Origin of the sequence: Mesorhizobium sp. M0968 (assembly GCF_040319065.1) — a bacterium.
GTDB lineage: Bacteria > Pseudomonadota > Alphaproteobacteria > Rhizobiales > Rhizobiaceae > Mesorhizobium.
Genome location: NZ_JAMYNL010000002.1, coordinates 76,044 through 98,646, shown reverse-complemented (window position 1 = coordinate 98,646; position 22,603 = coordinate 76,044). Strand labels below are relative to the sequence as shown.

The following is a 22,603-nucleotide window of genomic DNA, read 5'->3' as shown; positions in this document are numbered from 1 at the left end:
CGGATCCATGCAAAACCGTCAGAGCCATAGCAATGAACATCTTCGCCGATTTCAACGCGCGAATCATAAAGGCCGTCGAAGCGCTTGATTTGAAAGACAAGGATGGCGCGTCGCCGGACCTGTCGCGCATCGCCGTCGAGCCGCCGCGCGATGCCAGCCATGGCGACCTCGCGACCAACGCTGCCATGGTGTTGGCCAAGCCGACCGGCCAGAGCCCGCGTGCGCTGGCCGAAAGGCTGGCCGAGGCGCTGCGCGCCGACGAGGATATCGCGGCCGCCGAGATCGCAGGCCCGGGCTTCGTCAATCTCAGGCTCAAGGACGGCTTCTGGCAGGCGCATCTGACGGCGCTGCTCGGCGAAGGCCGCAATTACGGCCGCTCGACTATCGGCGGCGGCAAGAAAACCAATGTCGAATATGTCTCGGCCAACCCGACCGGCCCGATGCATGTCGGCCATTGCCGGGGTGCTGTGGTCGGCGACGCGCTGGCCAATCTGATGGCCTTCGCCGGTTACGACGTGACCAAGGAATACGTCATCAACGATGCCGGTTCGCAGATCGACGTGCTCGGACGCTCAGTCATGCTGCGCTACCGCGAAGCCCTCGGCGATGAGATCGGCGACATTCCGGCCGGGCTTTATCCAGGCGACTATCTGATCCCCGTTGGTCAGGCGCTGGCCAGCGAATTCGGCCGCTCCCTGCTGCAGATGCCGGACGAAGAGGCGCTTGCCATCGTCAAGGACAGGACGATCGATGCGATGATGACGATGATCCGCGAGGATCTGGCGCTGCTCAACGTGCATCACGACGTCTTTTTCTCAGAGCGCACATTGCATGCCAACAATGCCAAGAAGATTCGCTCTGCGATCAGCGACCTGACGCTGAAGGGCCACATCTACAAGGGCAAGCTGCCGCCGCCCAAGGGCGAGAAGCCGGACGACTGGGAGGACCGCGAGCAGACGCTGTTCCGTTCGACCGCGGTCGGCGACGACATGGACCGGGCGCTGGTCAAGTCGGACGGCACCTTCACCTATTTCGCCGCCGATGTCGCCTACCTCAAGGACAAGGTCGATCGCGGCTTCGTCGATCTGATCTATGTGCTTGGTGCCGATCATGGCGGCTATGTAAAACGGCTGGAAGCGCTTGCCCGGGCGATTGCCGGCGACGAGGTCAAGCTTACCGTGCTGCTTTGCCAGCTGGTCAGGCTGTTTCGCGCCGGCGAGCCGGTGCGCATGTCGAAGCGGTCCGGCGAGTTCGTGACCTTGCGCGAAGTGGTCGAGGAGGTTGGCCGCGACCCGATCCGCTTCATGATGCTCTACCGCAAGAACGACGCGCCGCTCGACTTCGATTTCGCCAAGGTGACCGAGCAGTCGAAGGACAATCCGGTGTTCTACGTGCAGTATGCCTCGGCGCGCTGCCATTCGGTGTTCCGGCAGGCGAGCGAGCAATTGGGCGAGGCCATGTTCGACCGCAACCAGCTGGCCGCCGAAGTGGCTTTGCTGACCGACGAGGGCGAGATCGGCCTGATCAGGAAGCTCGCCGAATATCCTCGGCTGATCGAAGCCGCGGCGCTCGCGCTCGAGCCCCACCGGCTGGCATTTTACCTTTACGAACTCGCTTCCAGCTTCCACGGACACTGGAACCGGGGCACCGATAATCCCGACTTACGTTTTGTTAAGGTTAACGACCGACAATTGACGCATGCCAGACTAGGGCTGGTGCAGGCTGTTTCGGACGTTTTGACGTCCGGCCTGACGCTGATCGGAGCCAATGCGCCCACCGAAATGCGTTAGGTTTGAGTAAAAAACCTGTCACCTTTTGCCCACATTGCGCTGGTAAGGGCCAACCCTACGCGACGTCCATGGCGTCCGAATGAGTGCGAGTTCGGGAACAATAATGGCAGACAGAACCCAGCTGAGAGCAGCCGACCACAACGACATCGCCAACGATGATCCGTTCGCGGAACTGACCAGGATCATGGGGTTCGACCCGCGCCAGCCGGTCAAACCGCAAACGCCGGCACAGCCGAAAACCGCTGCCGCCGAACCGTCGGTGGACGAGGGCGATTTCGAGATCGATCTCGAGAAGGAGTTGATGGGCGAATTCGGCGCCGACGCCAATGACAATGCTTCCCCTGCCAAGCTTCGCGAGCCGACACCCGAACCGGCCGCCGCCGACGAAATGGAGGACGCGCTTGCTGCCTCGTTCGAACAGGATTTCGCGTTCGACGACAGTGCGGCGGATGATGCTGCTCCTGTTGCAGCAACTCCTGTTGCCGCCGACGAAATTGCCTCCGCCCCCGAAAGGGCGTTTGCTCCCGCCGTCGAGCCGGAGCTCGGCGACGAGTTCGATAACGCCGTCGCCGGCTCGCTCGAAGACGTGTCGCCGTTCGAGGACGACCTTTCGAGTGACGACAAACTTGCCGCCTCGCTCGACCAGGATTTTCGGCACGACGACGATGTGACGGCCAAGATCGCGGTGACCGGTGAGGATGAACCCAGGGCCGCAGCCGAGGCGATCGAGCCGGTCGACGAGCCCGCCTTCGACGATGAGTTCGACAATGCCGTGGCAAGTTCGCTCGAAGACGAGATGATGCTCGAAGAGCATGAGCCGATGGAGCAGACCGTCGCCGTTGAAACCGCCGCGCAAGCGGCCGCGCCTGCGTTCGACAACGAGTTCGACGATGCCGTTGCAAGCTCGCTCGAAGACGAGCTGATGTTCGACAAGCATGAGCCGATGGAGCAGCCCGTCGCCGTTGAAACCGCCGCGAAAGGGGCCGCGCCTGCGTTCGATGACGAGTTCGACGATGCCGTGGCAAGTTCGCTCGAAGACGAGCTGATGTTCGACGAGCATGAGCCGGCGGAAAACGTCGCCGCCCCGGCATCGCCGGTTGAGGCGGTTTCGGCCGATGAGGATCTTGCCGGCCATTTCGATGATGCCATGGCCGATGTCGACATGGACTTCGACGTTCGCTCGGACGGGCCTGCCGAAATCGAAGAACCAGAGTTTATCGAAGAGCAGTCGATCGAAGAGCCAGAGGCCGCCCGGCTTTCCGGCACGGCCGCTGAAGCGGCGTTCGACGACGATTTCGATCTGAGCTTCGACGGTGCGCCTGCCGAGGAAGCCGAAGAGCCCGTGGCGCAGGTTGCGGCCGAACCAGCGGCGCCGGCCGCTGTCGTCCCGACGGCCCCAGTGGCTGAGGAACGCAGCCTGGAAGACGAACTGAACGCGCTGCTCGGTGCGATGAGCACACGGCCGGCACAAGTGGTCAACGAACCTCAGCCAAGCCCGCAGACTGCCCAGAAGCCCGTGATGGCTGTTCAGCAGCCTATCGCGCCGGTAATTCAGAAGCCAGCAGTGGCCGCTGAACAGCCAATGGCGGCGGTCAAAGACGTCGCCAACGAGCCGGTGCATGCTGTCGACGAGCTGGATTGGGAACTCGACGAGCACGAGCCCGCTGAGCCGCAGCAGTCCAGTGCCGCCGATGACGCCGATCTTGGCAGTGTCCTCCTCGATGAGCTTGAAGGCGAGGATTTCGGTGTTGAAGCCGCTGCCGGACCCGCGGATGATCTCGACAGCGATGCGCTCGATGCCGACTTCGCCAGGAATATCGGCCTGGATCATGACTCGGCCGACAAGAGTGCGGCAGCTGCTGCCGAAGAAGACCCGCTCGATGCGCTGAACTGGCTGACGACACGCGCCACGCCGCCCGAGCCGGCCCGCTCGTGGAGCCGCGTGACACCGGTCGCACAGCCTCAGCCCGCTTTTGCAAGCCAGCCGATGGCTTCGGCGCGTTCGGCACCACCGCCGCAGCCGGCTGCAACGCCGTCCTATCGGGCCGCACCGGTCGAAGAGAGGCCGTCCTATGAAAGCCAGGCATCCCGTGAAGAGAGGCCGTCCTATGAAGATCGGCCCGCCTACACGGAAGCTGCACCAACTTCGCGTCAACAGCCTTCCGCCTATGACGAGATGCCCGATGTCGAGACGGTCGACGTGCCCGAGCGCGTCGTGGCGCTGGCGGACGATCTCGACATTCCGGAGCTCAACTTCGACGATGACGAGCCGGTGGCGCCCGCCTACGACGATCTCGATGCCGATTTTGCCAGCCTTCTCACCGAAATGAATGCAACGGATATAGCGCCTGCCCCGGTGCGCAGTGCTGGCTATGACGATGAATACGATGCCGGCTTCGCGTCTGGCTACAAGCAAGATCGTAGCGAGACGCGCGCCTATGGCGCCAAGCCTGCGGAAGCCCCCGTCAGCGCGGCGGCTGCTTCCTATGCCGATGCAGCGGACGGTTTCGATCTGGGCCCATTGCCCGGTGGCCAGCCGGTTTCGCAGGCCGACGATTTCACCTTCGATGAGCTCGACTATGATCCCGAACTGGACGAGGAGATGTCGGTTCCGGGCCTTGCCGAACGCGGGGCCGAAAGGCAGCCGCGCAGGCGCGGGCTGCTGATAGGAGCGGTGGTCGGCGCCGTGGCGATCGCCGGAGGCCTTGGCGCCTTTGCGTTGACCCTCGGCGGCAAGAGCGGCGGCGATGCGCCGGTTATCGTCAAGGCCGACAACAGGCCGATCAAGATCAAGCCGGAAGATCCAGGCGGCACCGTCGTGCCGAACCAGGACAACAAGGTTTATGACGCTGTGGTCAAGGGCACCAAGCCCGCCGAGCCGGTTCAGCAGAAGCTGGTCACCAACACCGAAGAGCCTGTGGACCTGAAGGCCAACGAACTGGAGAGCCGCGTCGTCGATCTTTCGCCCAATGACCCCGATGCCGCGGACGATATCGACGCGCCCGGCACCGCGGCGTCCGACACCGACGGGGCTGGCACCAATGCGCCCGGCACCAGCGCGTCTGACTCCAGCACGCTTGGCGCCAGTGCGGCTGGCGCTGCCGAAACCGCCGCCGCACCGGCGCCCAAGTCCGAGGATCGCATCGCGCAGGTTCTGCAGGAGGCCGAGAAGGGTGCAACCCCCGAGATCGTCGCCGTTGCGCCGCGCAAGGTACGGACCATGGTCGTGAAACCTGACGGTTCGCTGGTGGCGCGCGAGGATCCGGCGCCTGCCGCCCCGCAGATGGCTGCTGCCGAGCCGGCCGATCCGGCGCCGCAGCACGTGGCTCCGTCGGCCCAGGCCGACGCCGCCGCGCAGACCGGCACCGTGCCCCTGATCGACCAAATAACAAGCGATCCGAAGATTGATGACCAGCCGAGTGGCGACCAGGCGAGCGGCGATCAGGCCGAAACCTCCAAGCTGCAGCCGGCGCCCAAGCCCGACACAAAGGCTGAAGCCAAGGCCCAGGCGTCAGCCAGCAAGCAGTCCGCCAGCACCCCGGCCACGGTTCCGGTGGCGCCGCAGCGCCCGTCCGACCAGCCGGTCGATGTGGTTGGCGAGGTCAAGCCCGATCAGGTCGCTTCCATCGATCCGGCCGCGGCCGGGGCTGGTTCGTGGTCGATACAGATCGCTTCGCAGCCGACAGTCGAAAGCGCCCAGGCGACTTACCAGGATCTGCAGCGCCGCTACGGCAGCGTGCTTTCCGGCCGCACCGCCAACATCGTCAAGGCCGAGATCGCCGGCAAGGGCACCTTCTACCGCGTCCGCGTTCCGGCGCAGTCTCGCAACGAGGCGATCAAACTGTGCACCAGCTACAAGGCTGCCGGCGGCAATTGCTTCGTGTCCCACTAGGCATCAAGGCCCCTCGAAAAGCCGGCGTCCGCGCCGGCTTTTTTGCGTGAACGGAAACCTCTGAAGGCAATTACGGGCGATTCCCTTTGTCGGCGCGAAGCTCTAAACTGTTCCGCATGACCGAATCAAAATCCATGATCCTCGGCTGCGCCGGGAAATCACTGACCCGCGACGAGATCCGTTTCTATCGCAACGAATGCCCGTGGGGCTTCATCCTGTTTGCGCGCAATATCGGCGAGACCGAGCAGATCCGCGATCTGGTCGCCGCCATGCGCGACTGCGTCGAGCGTGCGGACGCGCCGGTATTCATCGACCAGGAGGGCGGCCGGGTGCAGCGCCTGCGGCCGCCGCTGGCGCCGAACTATCCGGCTGCCGGCGCACTCGGCGCCTTGTGGCGCGACGACCATGACGCCGGCACCCGTGCCGCCTGGCTGATGGCGCGGCTGCATGCCTTCGACCTGCTGCGCTACGGCATCACGGCGGATTGCCTGCCGGTGCTCGATGTGCCGATCGAGGGCGCCAGCGACGTCATCGGCGCGCGCGCCTATGGCAAGGAGCCGCGCGCCGTCATCGAATTGGGTCGCGCCGCGGCGGAAGGCCTGATGGCGGGCGGCGTGCTGCCGGTGATGAAGCATATTCCCGGTCATGGAAGGGCCTTCGCCGATACGCATTTCGAACTGCCGACCGTCGACGCCTCGATCGGCGACTTGCAGCGGCACGATTTTGCCCCGTTCAGGGAGCTCAACCATTTGCCGATGGCGATGACGGCGCATGTCGTCTATAGCGCGATCGACCCGAAGAACCCGGCCACCACATCCGGCAAGATCATCGAAGAGATCATCCGCGACGAAATCGGCTTCGACGGCCTGTTGATGAGCGACGACACCTCGATGAAGGCACTTTCTGGGGATTTCCCGTCAAAGGCGGCCGCGATCCTTGCGGCGGGCTGCGATCTGGTCCTTCACTGCAACGGCGTGTTCGAGGAGATGGCCGGCATTGCATCGCGCACGACCGGGCTGGAAGGCAAGTCGTTTGAGCGCGCGGAGCGGGCGCTGACCTATATCAGGAACCGCGACGTGGCGGACGAGACCGAGATTCGGGCCGAATTTGCCAGTTATTTCGACGCCGTGGCCTAGCATCAAAGGAAGCGAAGTGGCGGAGACATTGGACCTGAAGGCCGGCAAGGCCGCACCGATGGACCGCTTGTGGGCCGAGAACGACGATTCCCGGCTGACCGGCGATCCGGCGTTGGTCGTCGATGTGGCCGGCTTCGAAGGTCCTCTCGATCTTCTGCTGCATCTTGCCCGCAATCAGAAGGTCGACCTGTCGCGCATCTCGATCCTGGCGCTGGCCGAACAGTATCTGGCCTTCGTCGAGAAGGTGAGGGCGCTGAGACTGGAGCTTGCCGCCGACTATCTGGTGATGGCGGCGTGGCTGGCGTTTCTCAAGTCGAAGCTCCTGATCCCCAAGCAGCCCGGCGACGAAGGCGAAAGCGGCGAGGAACTGGCGGCGGTGCTGCAGTTCCGGCTGAAGCGGCTGGAGGCGATGCGCGACGCGGCGGCACGGCTGGTCAACCGCAACCGGCTCGGACGCGACGTGTTTGCACGCGGCATGCCGGAGATGGTCATCGTCGAGAAGCGCAATGCCTATTCGGCCTCGCTCTACGACCTGTTGACCGCCTATGCCCAGCAGCGCCAGAAGCAGGCAATAACCAATGTGACGATCGCCAGGCGCGGCGTGTGGTCGCTCAAGGATGCGCGCGACGTGCTGACCAGGCTGATCGGGTCGCTGCGCGACTGGACGGCGCTCGACAGTTTCCTGGTCGAATATCTGGCCGGCCCGGAAGAGCGGCGCACCGCGGTTGCCAGCTCGTTTGCGGCGACGCTGGAACTGGTGCGCGAAGGCAAGATGGAAATGCGGCAGGACCAGGTGTTCGCGCCGCTTTATCTGCGCGGCCGCGCCCAGGCCATCAAGATAGTCGAGGTAACACCATGAACGAACGCGCCAACGCTTCGGTCATTCCGTTCAAGGTCGACGACGACGCCGAGCAAGGCGCGGTCGCCGAAAACCCGGCACAAAATCAGGGGCAGAATTTGTCGCGGAATCCTGGCGAGCGGCTGCATATGGCGGAGGCCGTACGGATGGCCGAGGCGATCGTATTCGCCAGCGCCGAGCCGGTCAGCGAAAAACAGCTCACTTCGCGACTGCCCGACGGCATCAACATTGCCGCGGCAATGGCCGAACTGCAGCAGATCTATGCGCGGCGCGGCGTCAATCTGGTGCGCGTCGGCGATGCCTGGGCGTTTCGCACCGCCGGCGACCTCGCCTTCCTGATGAGCCGTGACACGGTGCAGCAGCGCAAGCTGTCCCGCGCCGCCCTCGAAGTGCTGGCGATCATCGCCTACCACCAGCCGGTAACGCGCGCCGAGATCGAGGACATCCGCGGTGTCGAGACGTCAAAGGGGACGCTCGACACGCTGATGGAGACCGAATGGGTGAGGATGCGCGGCCGGCGCCGCACGCCCGGCCGTCCCGTCACTTATGGCACGACCGACATTTTCCTCGACCATTTCGCACTGGAGGAGATACGCGATCTCCCCGGCATGGAGGAATTGAAGGGTGCCGGGCTGCTGTCCGGCCGCATGCCGTCGAATTTCTCGGTGCCGCTGCCGCCGGCCGACGCCGATGCGCTCACCGACGACGAGGATCCGCTGACCGACATCGACCTCGAAGAACTCGGCCTTTTGACGCCGCGCGTCACGGAAGATTGAGCCGAGCGCCATCTTAAAGCCACAGGCAGGATGGAACTGCGCCGATTGGTAGCGGGCCGCCGTGCCGAAAGTGCGTGACTTCGGCGACTCATTCATGAACTCTGTCGCAGTTCTGTTTGAATCCGAACCCGAAAGCGCATAGATCAGCGTCTGGGAAACCGTTCGAGAGAGATTTGCTATGGGTTCATTTTCGATTTGGCACTGGATGATCGTTCTGGTGATCGTGCTGCTGGTGTTCGGCCGCGGCAAGATCCCCGAGTTGATGGGCGACATGGCCAAGGGCATCAAGAGCTTCAAGAAGGGCATGGCGGACGACGAGACTGCCGAGGACAAGCGTACCGTTGAACACCGTGCCGACGAAACCGTTTCGGTACCGAAGGAAAAGGCCAGCAAAAGCTGAGCCCAAACTTTAGTCGGAACGTATAGCCATGTTCGAAGTCGGCTGGACCGAGATGCTGGTGATCGCGATCGTCATGATCGTGGTCGTCGGGCCCAAGGATTTGCCCAACATGCTGCGCACCTTCGGCCGCACGACGGCGAAGCTGCGTGCCATGGCGTCCGATTTCCAGCGGCAGTTCAACGATGCGTTGAAGGAAGCCGAGCTCGACGACGTCAAGAAGTCGGTCGATTCGCTGAGAAGCCTCAATCCGGCCGCCGAGATCAGGAAGCAGCTCAATCCATTCGAGCAGGCCGCCGCCGACGTCCGTTCCGGCGTCGACGCAGTGATGAAACCCAAGCCGGCCGTCGATGCCGCCGCTTCGACGGAGCAGGCGGCCGAGCCGCTTAAGAACGGCGCAACGACGATGCCGGGCGTCAGCCCGCCGGAGCCGACGCCGGCCACGCCGATCTTTCCGGCGATGACGGACGAGTCCGTCGTAGCGCCGGCAGTGCAGGCGCAAACGGCTGCAGCGGCCGTGCCGAAAAAAGCACCTGCGGCAAAGAAGAAGCCAGCGCCCGCGAAAGCCGCGGCCGCCGCCCCGGCCAAGCCGGCAAAGGCTGCTGCGCCAAAGGCTGCCGCAAAAGCTGAGCAAAAAGCGCAGTCGTCAGCAGCGAAGAAGCCGGCGTCAGCAACGAAGAAGCCGGCCGCCAGGAAAACGGCGGGAGCCGCCAAGTGAGCGTTTCGGACAAGGAAAAGGACGAGATAGAAAAATCGTCGGCTCCGCTGATGGAGCACCTGATCGAGTTGCGCCGGCGACTGATCTGGTCGATTGGCGGTTTTTTTGTTGCCTTCCTGGTCTGCTTCTTTTTCGCCAAGCGGCTGTTCAACCTTCTGGTCATTCCGTTCAGATGGGCGACCCAATGGGCCGGGCTCGACCCGCACAAGGTCGAGCTGATCTATACGGCGCCACAGGAGTTCTTCTTTACCCAGGTCAAGCTCGCCATGTTCGGCGGCATGGTCATCGCCTTTCCGCTGATCGCCACGCAGATCTACAAATTCATCGCGCCCGGCCTCTATAAAAACGAGCGCAACGCCTTCCTGCCGTTCCTGATCGCCTCGCCGATCCTGTTCCTGATGGGCGCATCGCTGGTCTATTTCTTCTTCACGCCGATGGTGATGTGGTTCTTCCTCGCCATGCAGCAGACCGGCACCAACGACCAGGTGCAGATTTCGCTGCTGCCGAAAGTGTCCGAATATCTCAGCCTGATCATGACGCTGATCTTCTCCTTCGGCCTGGTGTTCCAGCTGCCGGTGGTGACAAGCCTGATGACGCGGGTCGGCATGCTGTCGTCAACGGCCTTGGCCGAGAAGCGCAAATGGGCGATCGTCATCGCCTTTGTGGTGGCGGCGGTGCTGACGCCGCCCGACCCGATGAGCCAGATCGGCCTCGCCATTCCGACGATCCTGCTCTACGAGGTCTCGATCTGGTCGGCCCGGCTGATCGAACGCAGCAAGGAGCGCGACCGTGTGGCCCGCGAAAAGCAGGACGCCACCGAAGAGGTGGCCGAAAAGCCGGCGGACGCGTCTTCGACATAGGTTCGGTTGAAGCGGGCAGCATTTTTTTGCCGGCCATAGCAACTTTGTTCTTGCTTTGTGCCGGCAGCTATGCTACTCATTTAAGTATGGTGCTGATTCGGCGCCGACGACCCGCCCACTGAGGCGGGTTTTTTTGGTTCAGATTCCTTTCGACCAAATGTTGCGAGTGCTGCCGACATCAATGTCGGCGGGACAGCGCCCCCCTCTGTCCTGCCGGACATCTCCCCCTCAAGGGGGGAGATCGGCCGTCATCGCGGCTTTCGCAGATCTCCGGCGCTGAAAAAGCAAGCCGTCGGCGAAGCTGCCGATCTCCCCCCTTGAGGGGGAGATGTCCGGCAGGACAGAGGGGGGCGCGAAGGAACTCGGCTTGACATCTTGCATCGATCAGGGATGCGGTTTACGCCCTCTGGTCTTTGTTTTGGGCATTTCCTTGCCCCGAAACAGCCGTGCCGAGGACGAACAGACCATGCTTGACATCAAATGGATTCGCGACAACCCGAGGGCCCTTGTCGAAGCGCTCCAGAAGCGCTCGTGGTCGGCCGGGGATGCGCAGTCCACGGTCGACGACCTGATCGCCGCGGATGAGGCGCGGCGCGAGCATCTGACCGAGCTGCAGACCAGGCAGGAACGCCGCAACGCCGCATCGAAGGAGATCGGCAATGCCATGCGCTCGGGCGATGCAGCTCTTGCCGAAAGGCTGAAGGCCGAGGTCGGCGAGATCAAGGCCTTCATCCAGAATGGCGAGGCGCGCGAGCGCGAGCTCGACAAGGCGCTGAACGATGCGTTGGCAGTGCTGCCAAACGTGCCGTTCGACGATGTGCCGGTCGGCAAGGACGAGCACGACAACGTCGTCAAACGCGTCGTCGGCGAGGTGCCGACGCGGCCGAACTGGGTGAAGGAGCATTTCGAGATCGGCGAAGCGCTCGGCATGATGGATTTCGCGCGGGCAGCACGGCTTTCTGGCTCGCGCTTCACCGTGCTCAATAGCGGCCTGGCGCGGATGGAACGCGCGCTCGGCCAGTTCATGCTGGATCTGCACACCACCGAGCACGGCTATGTAGAGATCCAGCCGCCGTTGATGGTGCGCGACGAGGTGCTTTTCGGGACCGGGCAACTGCCGAAATTCGAGGAGGATTTGTTCTTCGTTCGGCACGGGGACGGCAGGCTTGGCCTGATCCCAACCGCCGAAGTGCCGCTCACCAATCTCGTTCGCGACGAGATCACGCCGCACGAACAACTGCCGCTGCGCTATACGGCGCTGACGCCGTGCTTCCGCTCCGAGGCGGGCTCGGCCGGGCGCGACACGCGCGGCATGCTGCGCCAGCACCAGTTCTACAAGGTCGAGCTGGTGTCGATCACCGACCAGGAGACTTCGGTTGCCGAGCACGAGCGCATGACCGAATGCGCCGAGGAGGTGCTGAAGCGGCTCGGCCTGCCGTTCCGCACCATGACGCTGTGCACTGGCGACATGGGCTTTGGCGCGCGCAAGACCTACGACATCGAGGTCTGGCTGCCCGGCCAGAATGCCTATCGCGAGATATCGTCGTGTTCGGTATGCGGCGATTTCCAGGCGCGGCGCATGGACGCCCGCTACAAGGACAAGGACGGCAAGGGCAACCGCTTCGTCCACACGCTGAACGGTTCGGGCACCGCCGTCGGCCGTGCGCTCATTGCCGTCATCGAAAATTATCAGAACGAGGACGGCAGCGTAACCATTCCTGAAGCGCTTCGGCCTTACATGGGCGGTCTGGAAAAGATCGAATCGAAATAATGCGCATCCTTCTGACCAACGACGACGGCATCCATGCCGAGGGCCTTGCATCACTCGAACGCATCGCGCGTACGCTGTCGGACGACGTCTGGGTGGTGGCACCGGAACAGGATCAGTCCGGCTATGCGCATTCGCTGTCGATCTCGGAGCCGCTGCGGCTCAGGAAAATCGGCGAAAAGCACTTTGCGGTGCGCGGAACGCCGACCGACTGTGTCATCATGGGCGTGAAGAAGATCCTGCCCGAAGCCCCTGACCTGATCCTGTCAGGCGTCAATTCCGGCGCCAACATCGCCGACGACGTCACCTATTCGGGCACGGTCGCCGGCGCCATGGAAGGCGCGCTGCTCGGCGTGCGATCGATCGCCATCAGCCAGGCCTATTCCTATGTCGGCGAGGACCGCGTCGTTCCTTACGAGACCACCGAAGCGCTGGCGCCGGCCCTGCTCGCAAAGCTCGTCGCCGTGCCGTTGCCGGATGACGTGCTGCTCAACGTCAATTTTCCGAACTGTGCGCCGGAAGAAATCGCCGGAACTGTAGTCACTTCGCAGGGCAAGCTGGTCCACAGCCTGTGGGTCGACGAGCGGCGCGACGGGCGCGGCCTGCCTTACTACTGGCTGCGCTTCGGCCGCGAGCCAGTCGAGGGCAAGCAAGGCACTGACCTCAATGCCTTGCGCAATCGGCTGGTGTCGGTGACGCCGCTGCAGCTCGATCTCACCGCGCATGAAATCCGCGATCAACTGGCCAAGGCGCTCGCATGAACTTGAACCACGCTGCAACGGTCGACGAGCGCGAAGGTTTCGCTGCCTTCCTGCTTCGCCTGCGCGGCAGGGGGACGGTGCCGAAGGCGCTTATCGCCGCCTTCGAGGCGACGCCGCGGCGCGGCTTTCTGTCTCCGCATTTCCACTCGATAGCCTGGTCGGACCGTATGCTGCCGATCGAATGCGGCGAGGCCATCGAAGGCGCCGACCTGCAGGCGGCGGTGATCGCGGCACTTGCCATCGAGCCGGGCAACCGGGTGCTCGAGATCGGCACCGGGTCCGGCTACACGGCGGCGGTGATGTCGCGGCTTGCCGCGCGGATCGTCACCATCGACCGTTACAAGACGCTGGCCGAACAAGCCCGGCAGCGGCTCGAGGCGCTCGCCATCGGCAATGTCATCGTGCGCCAGGCGGACGGTTCCAACGGGCTGGCCAACGAAGCGCCGTTCGACCGCATCGTCGCCTGGGCGGCCTTCGACAGCCTACCGCGCTTCCTGCTCGACCAATTGTCGAGCGGCGGCATCGTCATCGCGCCGATCGGACCCGACGAAGGCGAGCAGGTGCTGGCCAAGCTGACCAAGGTCGGCAGCCGCTTCGAACGCGAGGATATCGGCCTGGTGCGCCTGCAGCCGATCCTGCACGGTGTCGCCGCGGTGATCTGATTCCGGGTACATCGCGCCGCTTGGGGATCAGCCGAAGCCTGTCGTTTCGTCATCCTAGGACGACGAAGTTGAGAGCCTTCCTCGAATATTTTAAGAAAATTTGCGTCTGATTCTACAGGTTTAACCGACCGGTAACATTAACGCGCTTTAATCACACTCAGTTGTACCGGGTCTGTGCGGGTTAGTGCGATGCAATTCAGTGTTTTGAAGGCAAACGGACGCAATCTGGCGCGTGGCTGCGCCGTCCTCATGATCGCAGGCGCTGCGACGGGGTGTAGTTCCCAGGTGGCGCGGTTCAACAGCGTCGATGACGTGTTCACCGCCTCGACCAACAACCAGCGCGCCATCATCGACAAGCAGGATGCTGCCCAGCCCTATCCGGGCGATGTTGCGGCCGCGCCGATCGACGGCAGCCACACCCAGTCGGTCAGCCGCTCAAGCCTTGAACCGGTTACGGCGCAGCAGTTGCCACCGCCGGCTCCCGCCCTGGCACCCGCCGCCCGCCCGGTGCGTACCGCTGCCGCGCCGGCGATGGCGCCTGCCGCTTCTCGTGTCGACAGGACGGCAACCGGCACCGTCGCTCCGGCGGCAAGGCCGTTCAAGAACGCCGAGCCCGACGCGCCGCGCATGGCGACGGCCGCCGGCGCACCGCATGCAACCGAGATCGTCGTCAAGGACGGCGAGACCATTTCTGGCCTGTCTCGGCGCTACGGCGTGCCGGCCGATGCCATCATGAAAGTCAACGGGCTGAGCGCGACCAAGGGGCTGAAGACCGGCCAGAAGCTCGTCATCCCGGCCTATGCGTATTCGAGCAACGGCGCCACGCCGAAAGTCGCCGACGCTAAGCCCGCGAACGGCACCAGGCACGACCAGCCGGCCGACGCGCCGGAGAAGGTGGCCGTGCTGCCGCAGCAACCGAAGCTCAGGGAAGGCAAGTCTGCCGCGCAGGTGGACGCCTCGGCTGCCGCGAGCCAGCCGAAGGATGGAAAGGCCGCGCCCAAAGTGGCTTCGGCGACGGCCAAGCCAGCCGGTGCCGGCGGCACCTACACGGTTCAGCAAGGCGATACGCTGTCGGCCATCGCCCGAAAGACCGGCGTCGGCGTCGTCGCGTTGAAGCAGGCGAACGGCATGCAGGATGGACTGCTCAAGATCGGCCAGACCCTGAAAGTGCCGGCAGGCGGAACCGCTGTTGTCGCCGGTGCGAAGCCGGCAAAGGTCGATCCGGTGACGACGGCCACCACCCAGCCGCCTGCCAAGGCCACGCCGACGCAGACGCTCGCCTCCTACACGCCGCCAAAGAAGGACGCGAAAGTCATCCAGCAGGCCGAGGACGACGATGCGGTGGCGCCGGACGCAACGGGCATCGGCAAGATGCGCTGGCCGGTGCGCGGCCGCGTGATCTCAAGCTTCGGCGGCGGCAAGGACGGCGTCGACATTGCCGTGCCCGAGGGGACGCCGGTCAAGGCAGCTGAAAACGGCGTCGTCATCTATGCCGGTGACGGCCTCAAGGAATTCGGCAACACGGTGCTGGTGCGGCACGAAAACGGTCTGGTCACCGTCTACGGCCACACCAGCTCGATCGAGGTGCAGCGCGGCCAGAAGGTCAAGCGCGGCCAGGAAATCGCCCTGTCCGGCATGAGCGGCACCACCGACTCGCCGAAACTGCATTTCGAAGTGCGCAAGAACTCGGCGCCGGTCGATCCTTCGACCTATCTCGAATAGACGACGAAAAGCGATTTGCGGGCCACCTGACCTTCAGCCCGCCGAGGAAGTCCGCTCCGCAAGGTGCGGGCTTCTTCTGTTGTTAGTCGTTGAGCGGCTAATCCTTGAGCGGCTTGCCGAGCCGGCCTGCCAGATCCTGGGTGAACTGCCAGGCGACGCGGCCCGAACGGCTGCCGCGCGTCGTCGCCCATTCCAGCGCCTCGGCGCGCAGCATCTCGGGATCGATGGCGAGATCGTGATGGCGGACATAGCCGTCGATCATATCGAGATATTCGTCCTGCGAACATTTGTGGAAGCCAAGCCACAGGCCGAAACGGTCCGACAGCGAAACCTTTTCCTCGACCGCTTCGGACGGATTGATCGCCGTCGAGCGCTCATTGTCGATCATGTCGCGCGGCAACAGATGCCGCCGGTTCGAGGTGGCGTAGAAGATGACGTTGGCCGGGCGGCCCTCGACGCCGCCCTCAAGCGCTGCCTTCAGCGATTTATAGGACGTGTCGTCATGGTCGAATGACAGGTCGTCGCAGAACAGGATGAAGCGGAAGGGTGCTGCCTTCAGCAGGCCCATCAGCTTCGGCAGCGTGTCGATGTCTTCGCGATGGATCTCGATAAGCTTGAGCGGCAGATCGAGCTTGGCCGAAGCGTTGACCGCGGCGTGCACCGCCTTGACCAGCGACGATTTGCCCATGCCGCGCGCGCCCCACAACAGCACGTTGTTGGCGGCATAGCCTGACGCGAAGCGCTCGGTGTTGTCGACCAATATGTCGCGGACGCGGTCGACCCCGCGGATCAGGCCGATGTCGACGCGGTTGACCTTGAGCACCGGCTCCAGATAGCCGGGATCGGCCTGCCAGACGAAGCAATCGGCCTCGCCCAGGTCGGTTTGCGGCACCGGCGGCGGGGCGAGGCGGGCGACCGCCTCGATCAGGCGGTCGAGCTTCTGGCTCAGGGTATCGATGGTGCTGTAGGTCATCTCTTGTCTTTTTTGTCTCGCGTTCAGGATGGTGCGGCAGGCCAACCTACCTGATTTCAGCGGTTTCGAAACTCGTCCCAAGCATTTGTTCGGGCATGATCTTTTGCGGAAACCGAGCGTCGCTTTTGGCGATCATCCTCTAACACGGCTCACCAGGCCGGAAAAGCAGCCGATTTGCCCGGCGGCGCAGTTGCATTGGCAACGTTACCGACTATATTCCGGCCAAATTTGGCGGGGCCGTCAAATTCCCAGAACGGTTAAGGCGGCTGTTTTTAAAATTCAGGAGTACCTCGATGTTCGTGACACCGGCATACGCCCAAGGCATCGGCGGGGACTCGTCCGCAATGTTTATCCAGATCGTGCCGTTTGCTCTGATTTTCGTGATCATGTATTTTCTGATCATCCGGCCGCAGCGCACGCAGCTAAAGAAGCGCGGCGAGATGCTGGCGGCGGTTCGTCGCGGCGATACCGTTGTCACCGGCGGCGGCTTGGTCGGCAAGGTGACCAAGGTGATCGACGATAACGAGCTGGAGATCGACCTTGGCGGCGGCACCAAGGTGACGGCGCTGCGCTCGACGATCGCCGACGTGCGCGTCAAGGGCGAGCCGGTGGCAAACCAGAACGCCAAGAAATAACCGAATTGAAGGCGGAACGCAGCCGCTTGTACGCCTGAACGGACGATAACCAATGCTCTATTTCTCGCGCTTCAAGATGATCCTGATCTGGCTGGCCGTAGCCGCCACGGTGGTCCTCGCTGCGCCCAATCTTTTCTCGGCAAGCACGTTGGCCCAACTGCCCAGTTGGGTGCCGAAGCGGCAGATGACGCTCGGCCTCGACCTGCAGGGCGGCTCGCACATCCTGCTCAGGATGGATCCGAACGATCTGATCAAGGATCGGCTGGAGACGACGCGCGACGAAATCAGGACGCTGCTGCGCGATGCCAAGATCGGCTATACCGGCCTTGCCGGGTCGGGGCGCACGGTGCAAGTCCGCATCACCGATCCCGCACAGATCGACGCCGCCAAGAACGCACTGAAGCCGTTGACCAATCCGGTGGCGGCCGGCCTGTTCAGCGGCGGCTCCATCCAGGAGATGACCCTGGATGAGTCCGAGGCCGGCCTGCTTAAATTCATCGTCACCGATGCCGGCATCAAATACCGTACGTCGACGGCGCTGACCCAGTCGATCGAGGTCGTCAGCCGTCGTGTCAACGAACTGGGAACGACCGAGCCGATCGTGCAGCGGCAAGGCGACGACCGCATCCTTGTGCAGGTGCCTGGTTTGCAGGACCCGCAACGGCTGAAGGAAATTCTCGGCCAGACCGCCAAGCTGACCTTCCAGATGGTCGACCAATCGATGCCGGTGCAGGATGCGCTGAACGGCCGTCCGCCGCCGGGGTCCTCGGTGCTGTATTCGCAGGACGATCCGCCGGTTCCGTATCTGATCGAGAACCGCGTCATCGTTTCGGGTGAAAACCTCGTCGATGCCCAGGCGACGTTCAACTCGCAGACCAATGAGCCGGTGGTTTCGTTCCGCTTCGATTCCAAGGGGGCGCAGCGGTTCGGCCAGGCGACAGCGCAGAATGTCGGCAAGCTGTTTGCCATCATCCTCGACAATCAGGTGATTTCGGCGCCGCGGATCAACGAACCGATCCCTGGCGGTTCCGGCCAGATATCGGGGAATTTCACTGCCGAGAGCGCCAACGATCTCGCCGTGCTGCTGCGCGCCGGCGCCTTGCCGGCGACGCTGACCGTGATCGAGGAGCGCACGGTTGGCCCTGGCCTCGGCCAGGACTCCATCCATGCCGGCAAGGTCGCCGGCATCATCGGCTCGATCCTGGTGGTGGCGTTCATGTTCGTCGCCTACGGTTTCCTCGGCTTCCTCGCCAACATCGCGCTGGCGGTGCATGTCGCGATGATCGTCGGGCTGCTGTCGCTGCTTGGCGCGACGCTGACGTTGCCGGGTATCGCCGGTATCGTGCTGACCATCGGCATGGCGGTCGATTCGAACGTGCTGATCTATGAGCGTATTCGCGAGGAGCGACGTGCCGGCCGCTCGGTGATCCAGGCGATCGATACCGGCTTCAGCAAGGCGCTGGCGACCATCGTCGATTCCAACGTCACTTCGCTAATTGCCACCGTGGTGCTGTTCTACCTCGGCACCGGGCCGGTGAAGGGTTTTGCCGTCACCTATGCCATCGGCATCCTGACCACGGTCTTCACCGCCTTCACCTTCACCCGCCTGCTGGTGTCGATCTGGCTTCGCCGCGCCCGTCCGAAGGAGTTGCCACGCGCGCCGGTGACCTTCATTCCCCCGGGAACGAAAATTCCGTTCATGGGCATCCGCCGCTGGACGTTCACACTGTCGAGCGTGCTTTCGGTGCTGTCGGTCATCGGCTTCATGACCATCGACATCAATTACGGTATCGATTTCAAGGGCGGCTCACTGATCGAGGTGCAGTCCAAGGCCGGCAATGCCGATCTGGCCGACATCCGCGGCAGGCTGACGGAACTCAATATCGGCGAGGTGCAGGTTCAGCAGTTCGGCGAGCCGAACGACGTTCTGATCCGCGTCGGTACCCAGGAGGGCGGCGAGAATGCCGAGCAGACCGTCATCGACAAGGTGCGCGGCGAGCTGCAGGACCAGTATGATTTCCGCCGCGTCGAAGTGGTCGGGCCGACGGTCTCGGGCGAGCTTGCCAAGCAAGGCACCATTGCCATGCTGGTCGCGCTGCTCGGCATCCTGATCTATGTCTGGTTCCGCTTCGAATGGCAGTTCGCGGTCGGCGCCATCGTTGCGACCGTTCACGACGTGGTCATGACGATCGGCTTCTTCGTCCTCACCGGCCTCGAATTCAACCAGTCGTCGCTGGCGGCGATCCTTACCATCATCGGTTATTCGCTCAACGACACGATTGTCGTCTATGACCGTGTTCGCGAGGATCTGCGAAAATACAAGCGAATGCCGCTGCCGCAACTGCTGAACAATGCCATCAACGAGACGCTGTCGAGGACGACGCTGACCTCGGTGACGACGATCCTGGCGCTGCTGGCCCTGGTGCTGTTCGGCGGCGAGGTGATCCGCTCGTTCACCATGGCCATGCTGTTCGGCGTCGTGTTCGGCACCTATTCGTCGATCTTTATCGCCGCGCCACTGCTTATCCTGTTCAAGCTGCGGCCGCAGGCCACAGCGTCGGACGAGGAAAAGCCGGTGGGCGGCGGCAAAGCCATAGCTACCTGACGGCTTGCCTCAAAAGTGGCCAAGGGTATCGTCATCCGCGAGGCGCATTTCCCCGGCCGCGCACCGATCGAGGCTTACGGCAATGGCGGTTTCCGCTTTGCCGACATGTCGCATCGCGGCTCGCTGCTGTGCCTGCCTTCGGGCATCTATGGCTGGGAGCCGGCCGATCCGCTGGCGCTGACGGCAGCGGATTTCGCCAAGCTGTTCAACGAGGCAGACAAGGTCGAGATCCTGCTGGTCGGCAGCGGCAAGGATCTGAGGCCGTTGCCGGCCGCGCTGCGTGCCGCGCTGAAGGATGCCGGCATTTCCGCCGATCCGATGTCGACCGGGGCGGCTGTGCGGACCTACAATGTGCTGCTGGCTGAAGACCGCGCGGTGGCCGCAGCACTCATCGCCGTCGACTGACGTGGCCGAAAACACCAAACTCGTCATGGAGACGGTGCGCGCCGCTGATCATGACCGCTACCTGACCGCGCTCTACGCGCCCGAAGACAAGCGGGACGCGCTGTTTTCGCTCTATGCCTTCAACGCCGAAATTGCCGGCATACGCGACCGCATCCACGAGGCGCTGCCGGGCGAGGTGCGGCTGCAATGGTGGCGCGACGTCATCGCAGTCGAAGAGGATGGGGCCGAGGTCGGCCATCCCGTGGCGGACGCGCTGAAGGCGACTATTTCCGCCCACCATCTGCCCAAGGCCGCTTTCGAAAACATGCTCGAAGCGCGCATCTTCGATCTCTATGACGACCCGATGCCGTCGCGCACCGACCTCGAAGGCTATTGCGGCGAGACTGCCGCAGCACTTATCCAGCTTGCGGCGATCGTGCTCGATCCGGTCCAAGCACCACGCTTTGCCGAACTTGCCGGCAGGGCAGGTTGTGCGCAGGCGATGACCGGTCTCCTGCTTCTGCTGCCGCTACATCGCGAGCGGGGACAGTGCTTTGTGCCGGCCGATATTTTGGCGGCGGCGGGATCCTCGCCGGAAGAATTCGTTACAGGTGACGGCGGGCCGGGCGCGGAACGCGCCGCTGCCGCGATAATCGCGCTGGCACGGGAACATCTTTCCGCCTTCGAGCAGGGGGCGTCCGCTCTACCGGTTTCGCTGCGCCCGGCGTTTCTGCCGCTGGCTCTTTCGGGCGCCTATCTCGACAAAATGGAGCGCGCCCGCCGCTCGCCTGTCAAGGAGGTGGCGCGGCTCTCTGTCCTGCGCCGGCATTGGCTCTTGTTCCGGCGCGCGACGCGGGGCTGGCCGGTCGCATGAAGGCTGCCGCGTAGCCAACCCGACCGTTATTCCGCAGCTTCCGCCTGGGAAGGCAGCCCCAGCCATTCGCGGCAGGCGGCGAGCGCGCGCGACGTTACCGCGTGCCGCTTGGCGACCGTCTTGTCCTTGCCACGCAGACGCTTGCCTTCGATCTTCGGCGCGTCCACCGGCGGGAACAGGCCGAAATTGACGTTCATCGGCTGGAAGGAGCGCTTTCCCGGCTCATCGTCTGAAACGATATGGCCGCCGGTGATGTGGTTGAGCAAGGCGCCGAAGGCGGTGGTCAAGGGCGGCAGCGACGGCGCATGGCCAAGCCTTTCGGCGGCTGCAAAGCGCCCGGCGAGCAGGCCGATGGCGGCGCTCTCGACGTAGCCCTCGCAGCCAGTGATCTGGCCGGCAAAGCGCAGGCCGGGCCGCGACTTCAACTGCAGCGACGCGTCGAGCAGCGTCGGCGAATTGATGTAGGTGTTGCGGTGCAGGCCGCCTAGGCGGGCAAATTCGGCGTGTTCCAGCCCGGGGATGGTGCGGAATATGCGCACCTGCTCGGCGTGCTTCAGCTTGGTCTGGAAGCCGACCATGTTGTAGAGCGTACCCAGCGCGTTGTCCTGCCGGAGCTGGACGACGGCATACGCCTTTACAGACGGATTATGCGCATTGGTCAGCCCCATCGGCTTCATCGGCCCGTAGCGCAATGTCTCGACGCCGCGCTCGGCCATCACCTCAATCGGCAGGCAGCCGTCGAAATAGGGCGTGCCTTCCCATTGCTTGAATTCGGTCTTCTGGCCGTCGACCAGCGCCTGCACGAAGGCAAGGTACTGCTCCTTGTCCATCGGGCAGTTGATGTAATCCTTGCCGGTGCCGCCGGGACCGACCTTGTCGTAGCGCGACTGGAACCAGCAGATATCCATGTCGATCGTGTCGAAATGGACGATCGGCGCGATGGCATCGAAAAAGGCGAGCGCGTCGGCGCCGGTTGCTTCCGCAATCGATTGGGCGAGCGAAGGCGCCGTCAGCGGGCCGGTGGCAACGATCGCCTGGTCCCAGTCCGCCGACGGCAGGCCGGGCACTTCCTCGCGACGAATGGTGATGAGCGGGTGCGCTTCGAGCTTTCTGGTGACCGCTTCGGAAAATCCGTCGCGGTCGACGGCCAGCGCTCCGCCGGCCGGCACCTGATGCGCGTCGCCGGCGCTCATGATCAGCGAACCGGCCAGCCGCATTTCGGCGTGCAGCAGGCCGACGGCATTGGTTTGCGCATCGTCGGAGCGGAAGGAGTTGGAACAGACGAGCTCGGCCAGCCCGTCGGTCTTGTGCGCGTCGGTACCGCGGACGGGACGCATTTCATGCAGGACAACTGGAACGCCGGCTTCGGCCGCCTGCCAGGCGGCTTCGGAGCCGGCGAGACCGCCGCCGATAACGTGAATGGGGTTCTTGTCCATGAGCGCCGAAATAGTCGCTTGGCGCGGGGATTGCAATTGCCACTCGGGAGAATGGCTGACGGGGGAAGCCGCCCCAAAACAACAACACCCGCCGGGGGAGGAGGTCCGGCGGGTGTCGTTTTGTTGGTCGATCCTCGGGAGGAGGTGAAGATCGACCGTATTCGTCATCGCCGGGGAGGAGGTCGGCTTTGACGAAATTCCTTTCGCCATTTGAAAGGGCGCGAAACCCTTTTTAGAAACAGCGCCCGCCGGGGGAGGAGGTCCGGCGGGCGCCGTTTTTGTGGTCAACCCTCGGGAGGAGGTGAAGGCTGACCGTATCCGTCAGGGTCGGGGAGGAGGTCGACCCTGGCGAAAT

18 protein-coding genes are annotated in these 22,603 nt (G+C 63.7%); 16 read left to right on the top strand and 2 right to left on the bottom strand.

The features are described from left to right. Positions 1–32: 32 nt before the first annotated feature. The 12 genes from argS (at position 33) to NKH67_RS03245 (ending at position 15,341) form a co-directional block, all read left to right on the top strand. Positions 33–1,790, top strand: coding sequence for an arginine--tRNA ligase (gene argS / locus NKH67_RS03300; protein WP_352500875.1), 1,758 nt, complete (start codon positions 33–35; stop codon positions 1,788–1,790). Positions 1,791–1,893: 103 nt separating this feature from the next. Beyond that, positions 1,894–5,682, top strand: a complete 3,789-nt coding sequence (locus tag NKH67_RS03295; protein ID WP_353030283.1) for an SPOR domain-containing protein — start codon at positions 1,894–1,896, stop codon at positions 5,680–5,682. Between the two features lie 116 nt (positions 5,683–5,798). Continuing rightward, entirely contained in the window at positions 5,799–6,818 is a 1,020-nt protein-coding gene (gene nagZ, locus NKH67_RS03290) for a beta-N-acetylhexosaminidase (protein WP_352500873.1), read from the top strand. A 58-nt stretch (positions 6,819–6,876) separates the two neighbouring features. Beyond that, positions 6,877–7,677 (top strand): segregation and condensation protein A, encoded by an 801-nt coding sequence (locus NKH67_RS03285; RefSeq protein ID WP_023678931.1) that lies wholly within the window; start codon positions 6,877–6,879, stop codon positions 7,675–7,677. Continuing rightward, positions 7,674–8,453, top strand: a complete 780-nt coding sequence (gene scpB / locus NKH67_RS03280; RefSeq protein WP_352500872.1) for an SMC-Scp complex subunit ScpB — start codon at positions 7,674–7,676, stop codon at positions 8,451–8,453. The genes NKH67_RS03285 and scpB overlap by 4 nt, the downstream gene beginning before the upstream one ends. Before the next feature lie 178 nt (positions 8,454–8,631). Next, on the top strand, positions 8,632–8,853 hold the full coding sequence (locus NKH67_RS03275) for a twin-arginine translocase TatA/TatE family subunit (protein ID WP_352490594.1): 222 nt from the start codon (positions 8,632–8,634) through the stop codon (positions 8,851–8,853). 28 nt (positions 8,854–8,881) lie between these two features. Continuing rightward, on the top strand, positions 8,882–9,568 hold the full coding sequence (gene tatB, locus NKH67_RS03270) for a Sec-independent protein translocase protein TatB (RefSeq protein WP_353030281.1): 687 nt from the start codon (positions 8,882–8,884) through the stop codon (positions 9,566–9,568). Then, on the top strand, positions 9,565–10,428 hold the full coding sequence (tatC, locus tag NKH67_RS03265) for a twin-arginine translocase subunit TatC (RefSeq protein WP_023678927.1): 864 nt from the start codon (positions 9,565–9,567) through the stop codon (positions 10,426–10,428). Before tatB ends, tatC begins: the two co-directional genes overlap by 4 nt. A 466-nt stretch (positions 10,429–10,894) precedes the next feature. Beyond that, positions 10,895–12,199, top strand: a complete 1,305-nt coding sequence (serS, locus tag NKH67_RS03260; protein WP_352500870.1) for a serine--tRNA ligase — start codon at positions 10,895–10,897, stop codon at positions 12,197–12,199. Then, a complete protein-coding gene (surE, locus tag NKH67_RS03255) occupies positions 12,199–12,957 on the top strand; it encodes a 5'/3'-nucleotidase SurE (protein ID WP_352500869.1) in 759 nt (252 codons plus the stop codon). The genes serS and surE overlap by 1 nt, the downstream gene beginning before the upstream one ends. Further along, positions 12,954–13,619 carry a protein-L-isoaspartate(D-aspartate) O-methyltransferase gene (locus NKH67_RS03250; protein WP_352500868.1) on the top strand — a complete coding sequence of 222 codons (666 nt, stop codon included), beginning with the start codon at positions 12,954–12,956 and terminating at the stop codon, positions 13,617–13,619. Before surE ends, NKH67_RS03250 begins: the two co-directional genes overlap by 4 nt. 189 nt (positions 13,620–13,808) lie before the next feature. Then, a complete protein-coding gene (locus NKH67_RS03245) occupies positions 13,809–15,341 on the top strand; it encodes a peptidoglycan DD-metalloendopeptidase family protein (RefSeq protein ID WP_352500867.1) in 1,533 nt (510 codons plus the stop codon). A 97-nt stretch (positions 15,342–15,438) separates the two neighbouring features. Here NKH67_RS03245 and NKH67_RS03240 read toward each other — a convergent pair whose 3' ends face one another. Then, positions 15,439–16,314: an ATP-binding protein gene (locus NKH67_RS03240; protein ID WP_352500866.1), complete on the bottom strand. Its 876-nt coding sequence runs from the start codon at positions 16,312–16,314 to the stop codon at positions 15,439–15,441. A gap of 293 nt (positions 16,315–16,607) precedes the next feature. On the opposite strand from NKH67_RS03240, the gene yajC reads away from it, so the two are divergent. From yajC to NKH67_RS03220, 4 genes are read left to right on the top strand one after another with little or no spacing between them, the layout of a single operon-like run. Next, complete coding sequence (gene yajC, locus NKH67_RS03235; RefSeq protein WP_352451381.1) at positions 16,608–16,949, top strand: preprotein translocase subunit YajC; 342 nt, start codon at positions 16,608–16,610, stop codon at positions 16,947–16,949. A gap of 52 nt (positions 16,950–17,001) precedes the next feature. Continuing rightward, entirely contained in the window at positions 17,002–19,554 is a 2,553-nt protein-coding gene (gene secDF, locus NKH67_RS03230; RefSeq protein WP_352500865.1) for a protein translocase subunit SecDF, read from the top strand. Between the two features lie 15 nt (positions 19,555–19,569). Then, entirely contained in the window at positions 19,570–19,959 is a 390-nt protein-coding gene (locus tag NKH67_RS03225; protein ID WP_352500864.1) for an Mth938-like domain-containing protein, read from the top strand. Positions 19,960–19,984: 25 nt separating this feature from the next. Next, the gene (locus NKH67_RS03220) at positions 19,985–20,812 is read left to right on the top strand and encodes a phytoene/squalene synthase family protein (RefSeq protein WP_502893721.1); all 828 of its coding nucleotides are present in this window, start codon (positions 19,985–19,987) and stop codon (positions 20,810–20,812) included. Between the two features lie 26 nt (positions 20,813–20,838). On the opposite strand, the gene trmFO is transcribed toward NKH67_RS03220, so the two are convergent. Then, entirely contained in the window at positions 20,839–22,248 is a 1,410-nt protein-coding gene (gene trmFO, locus NKH67_RS03215) for a methylenetetrahydrofolate--tRNA-(uracil(54)-C(5))-methyltransferase (FADH(2)-oxidizing) TrmFO (protein ID WP_352500862.1), read from the bottom strand. Positions 22,249–22,603: the final 355 nt, after the last annotated feature.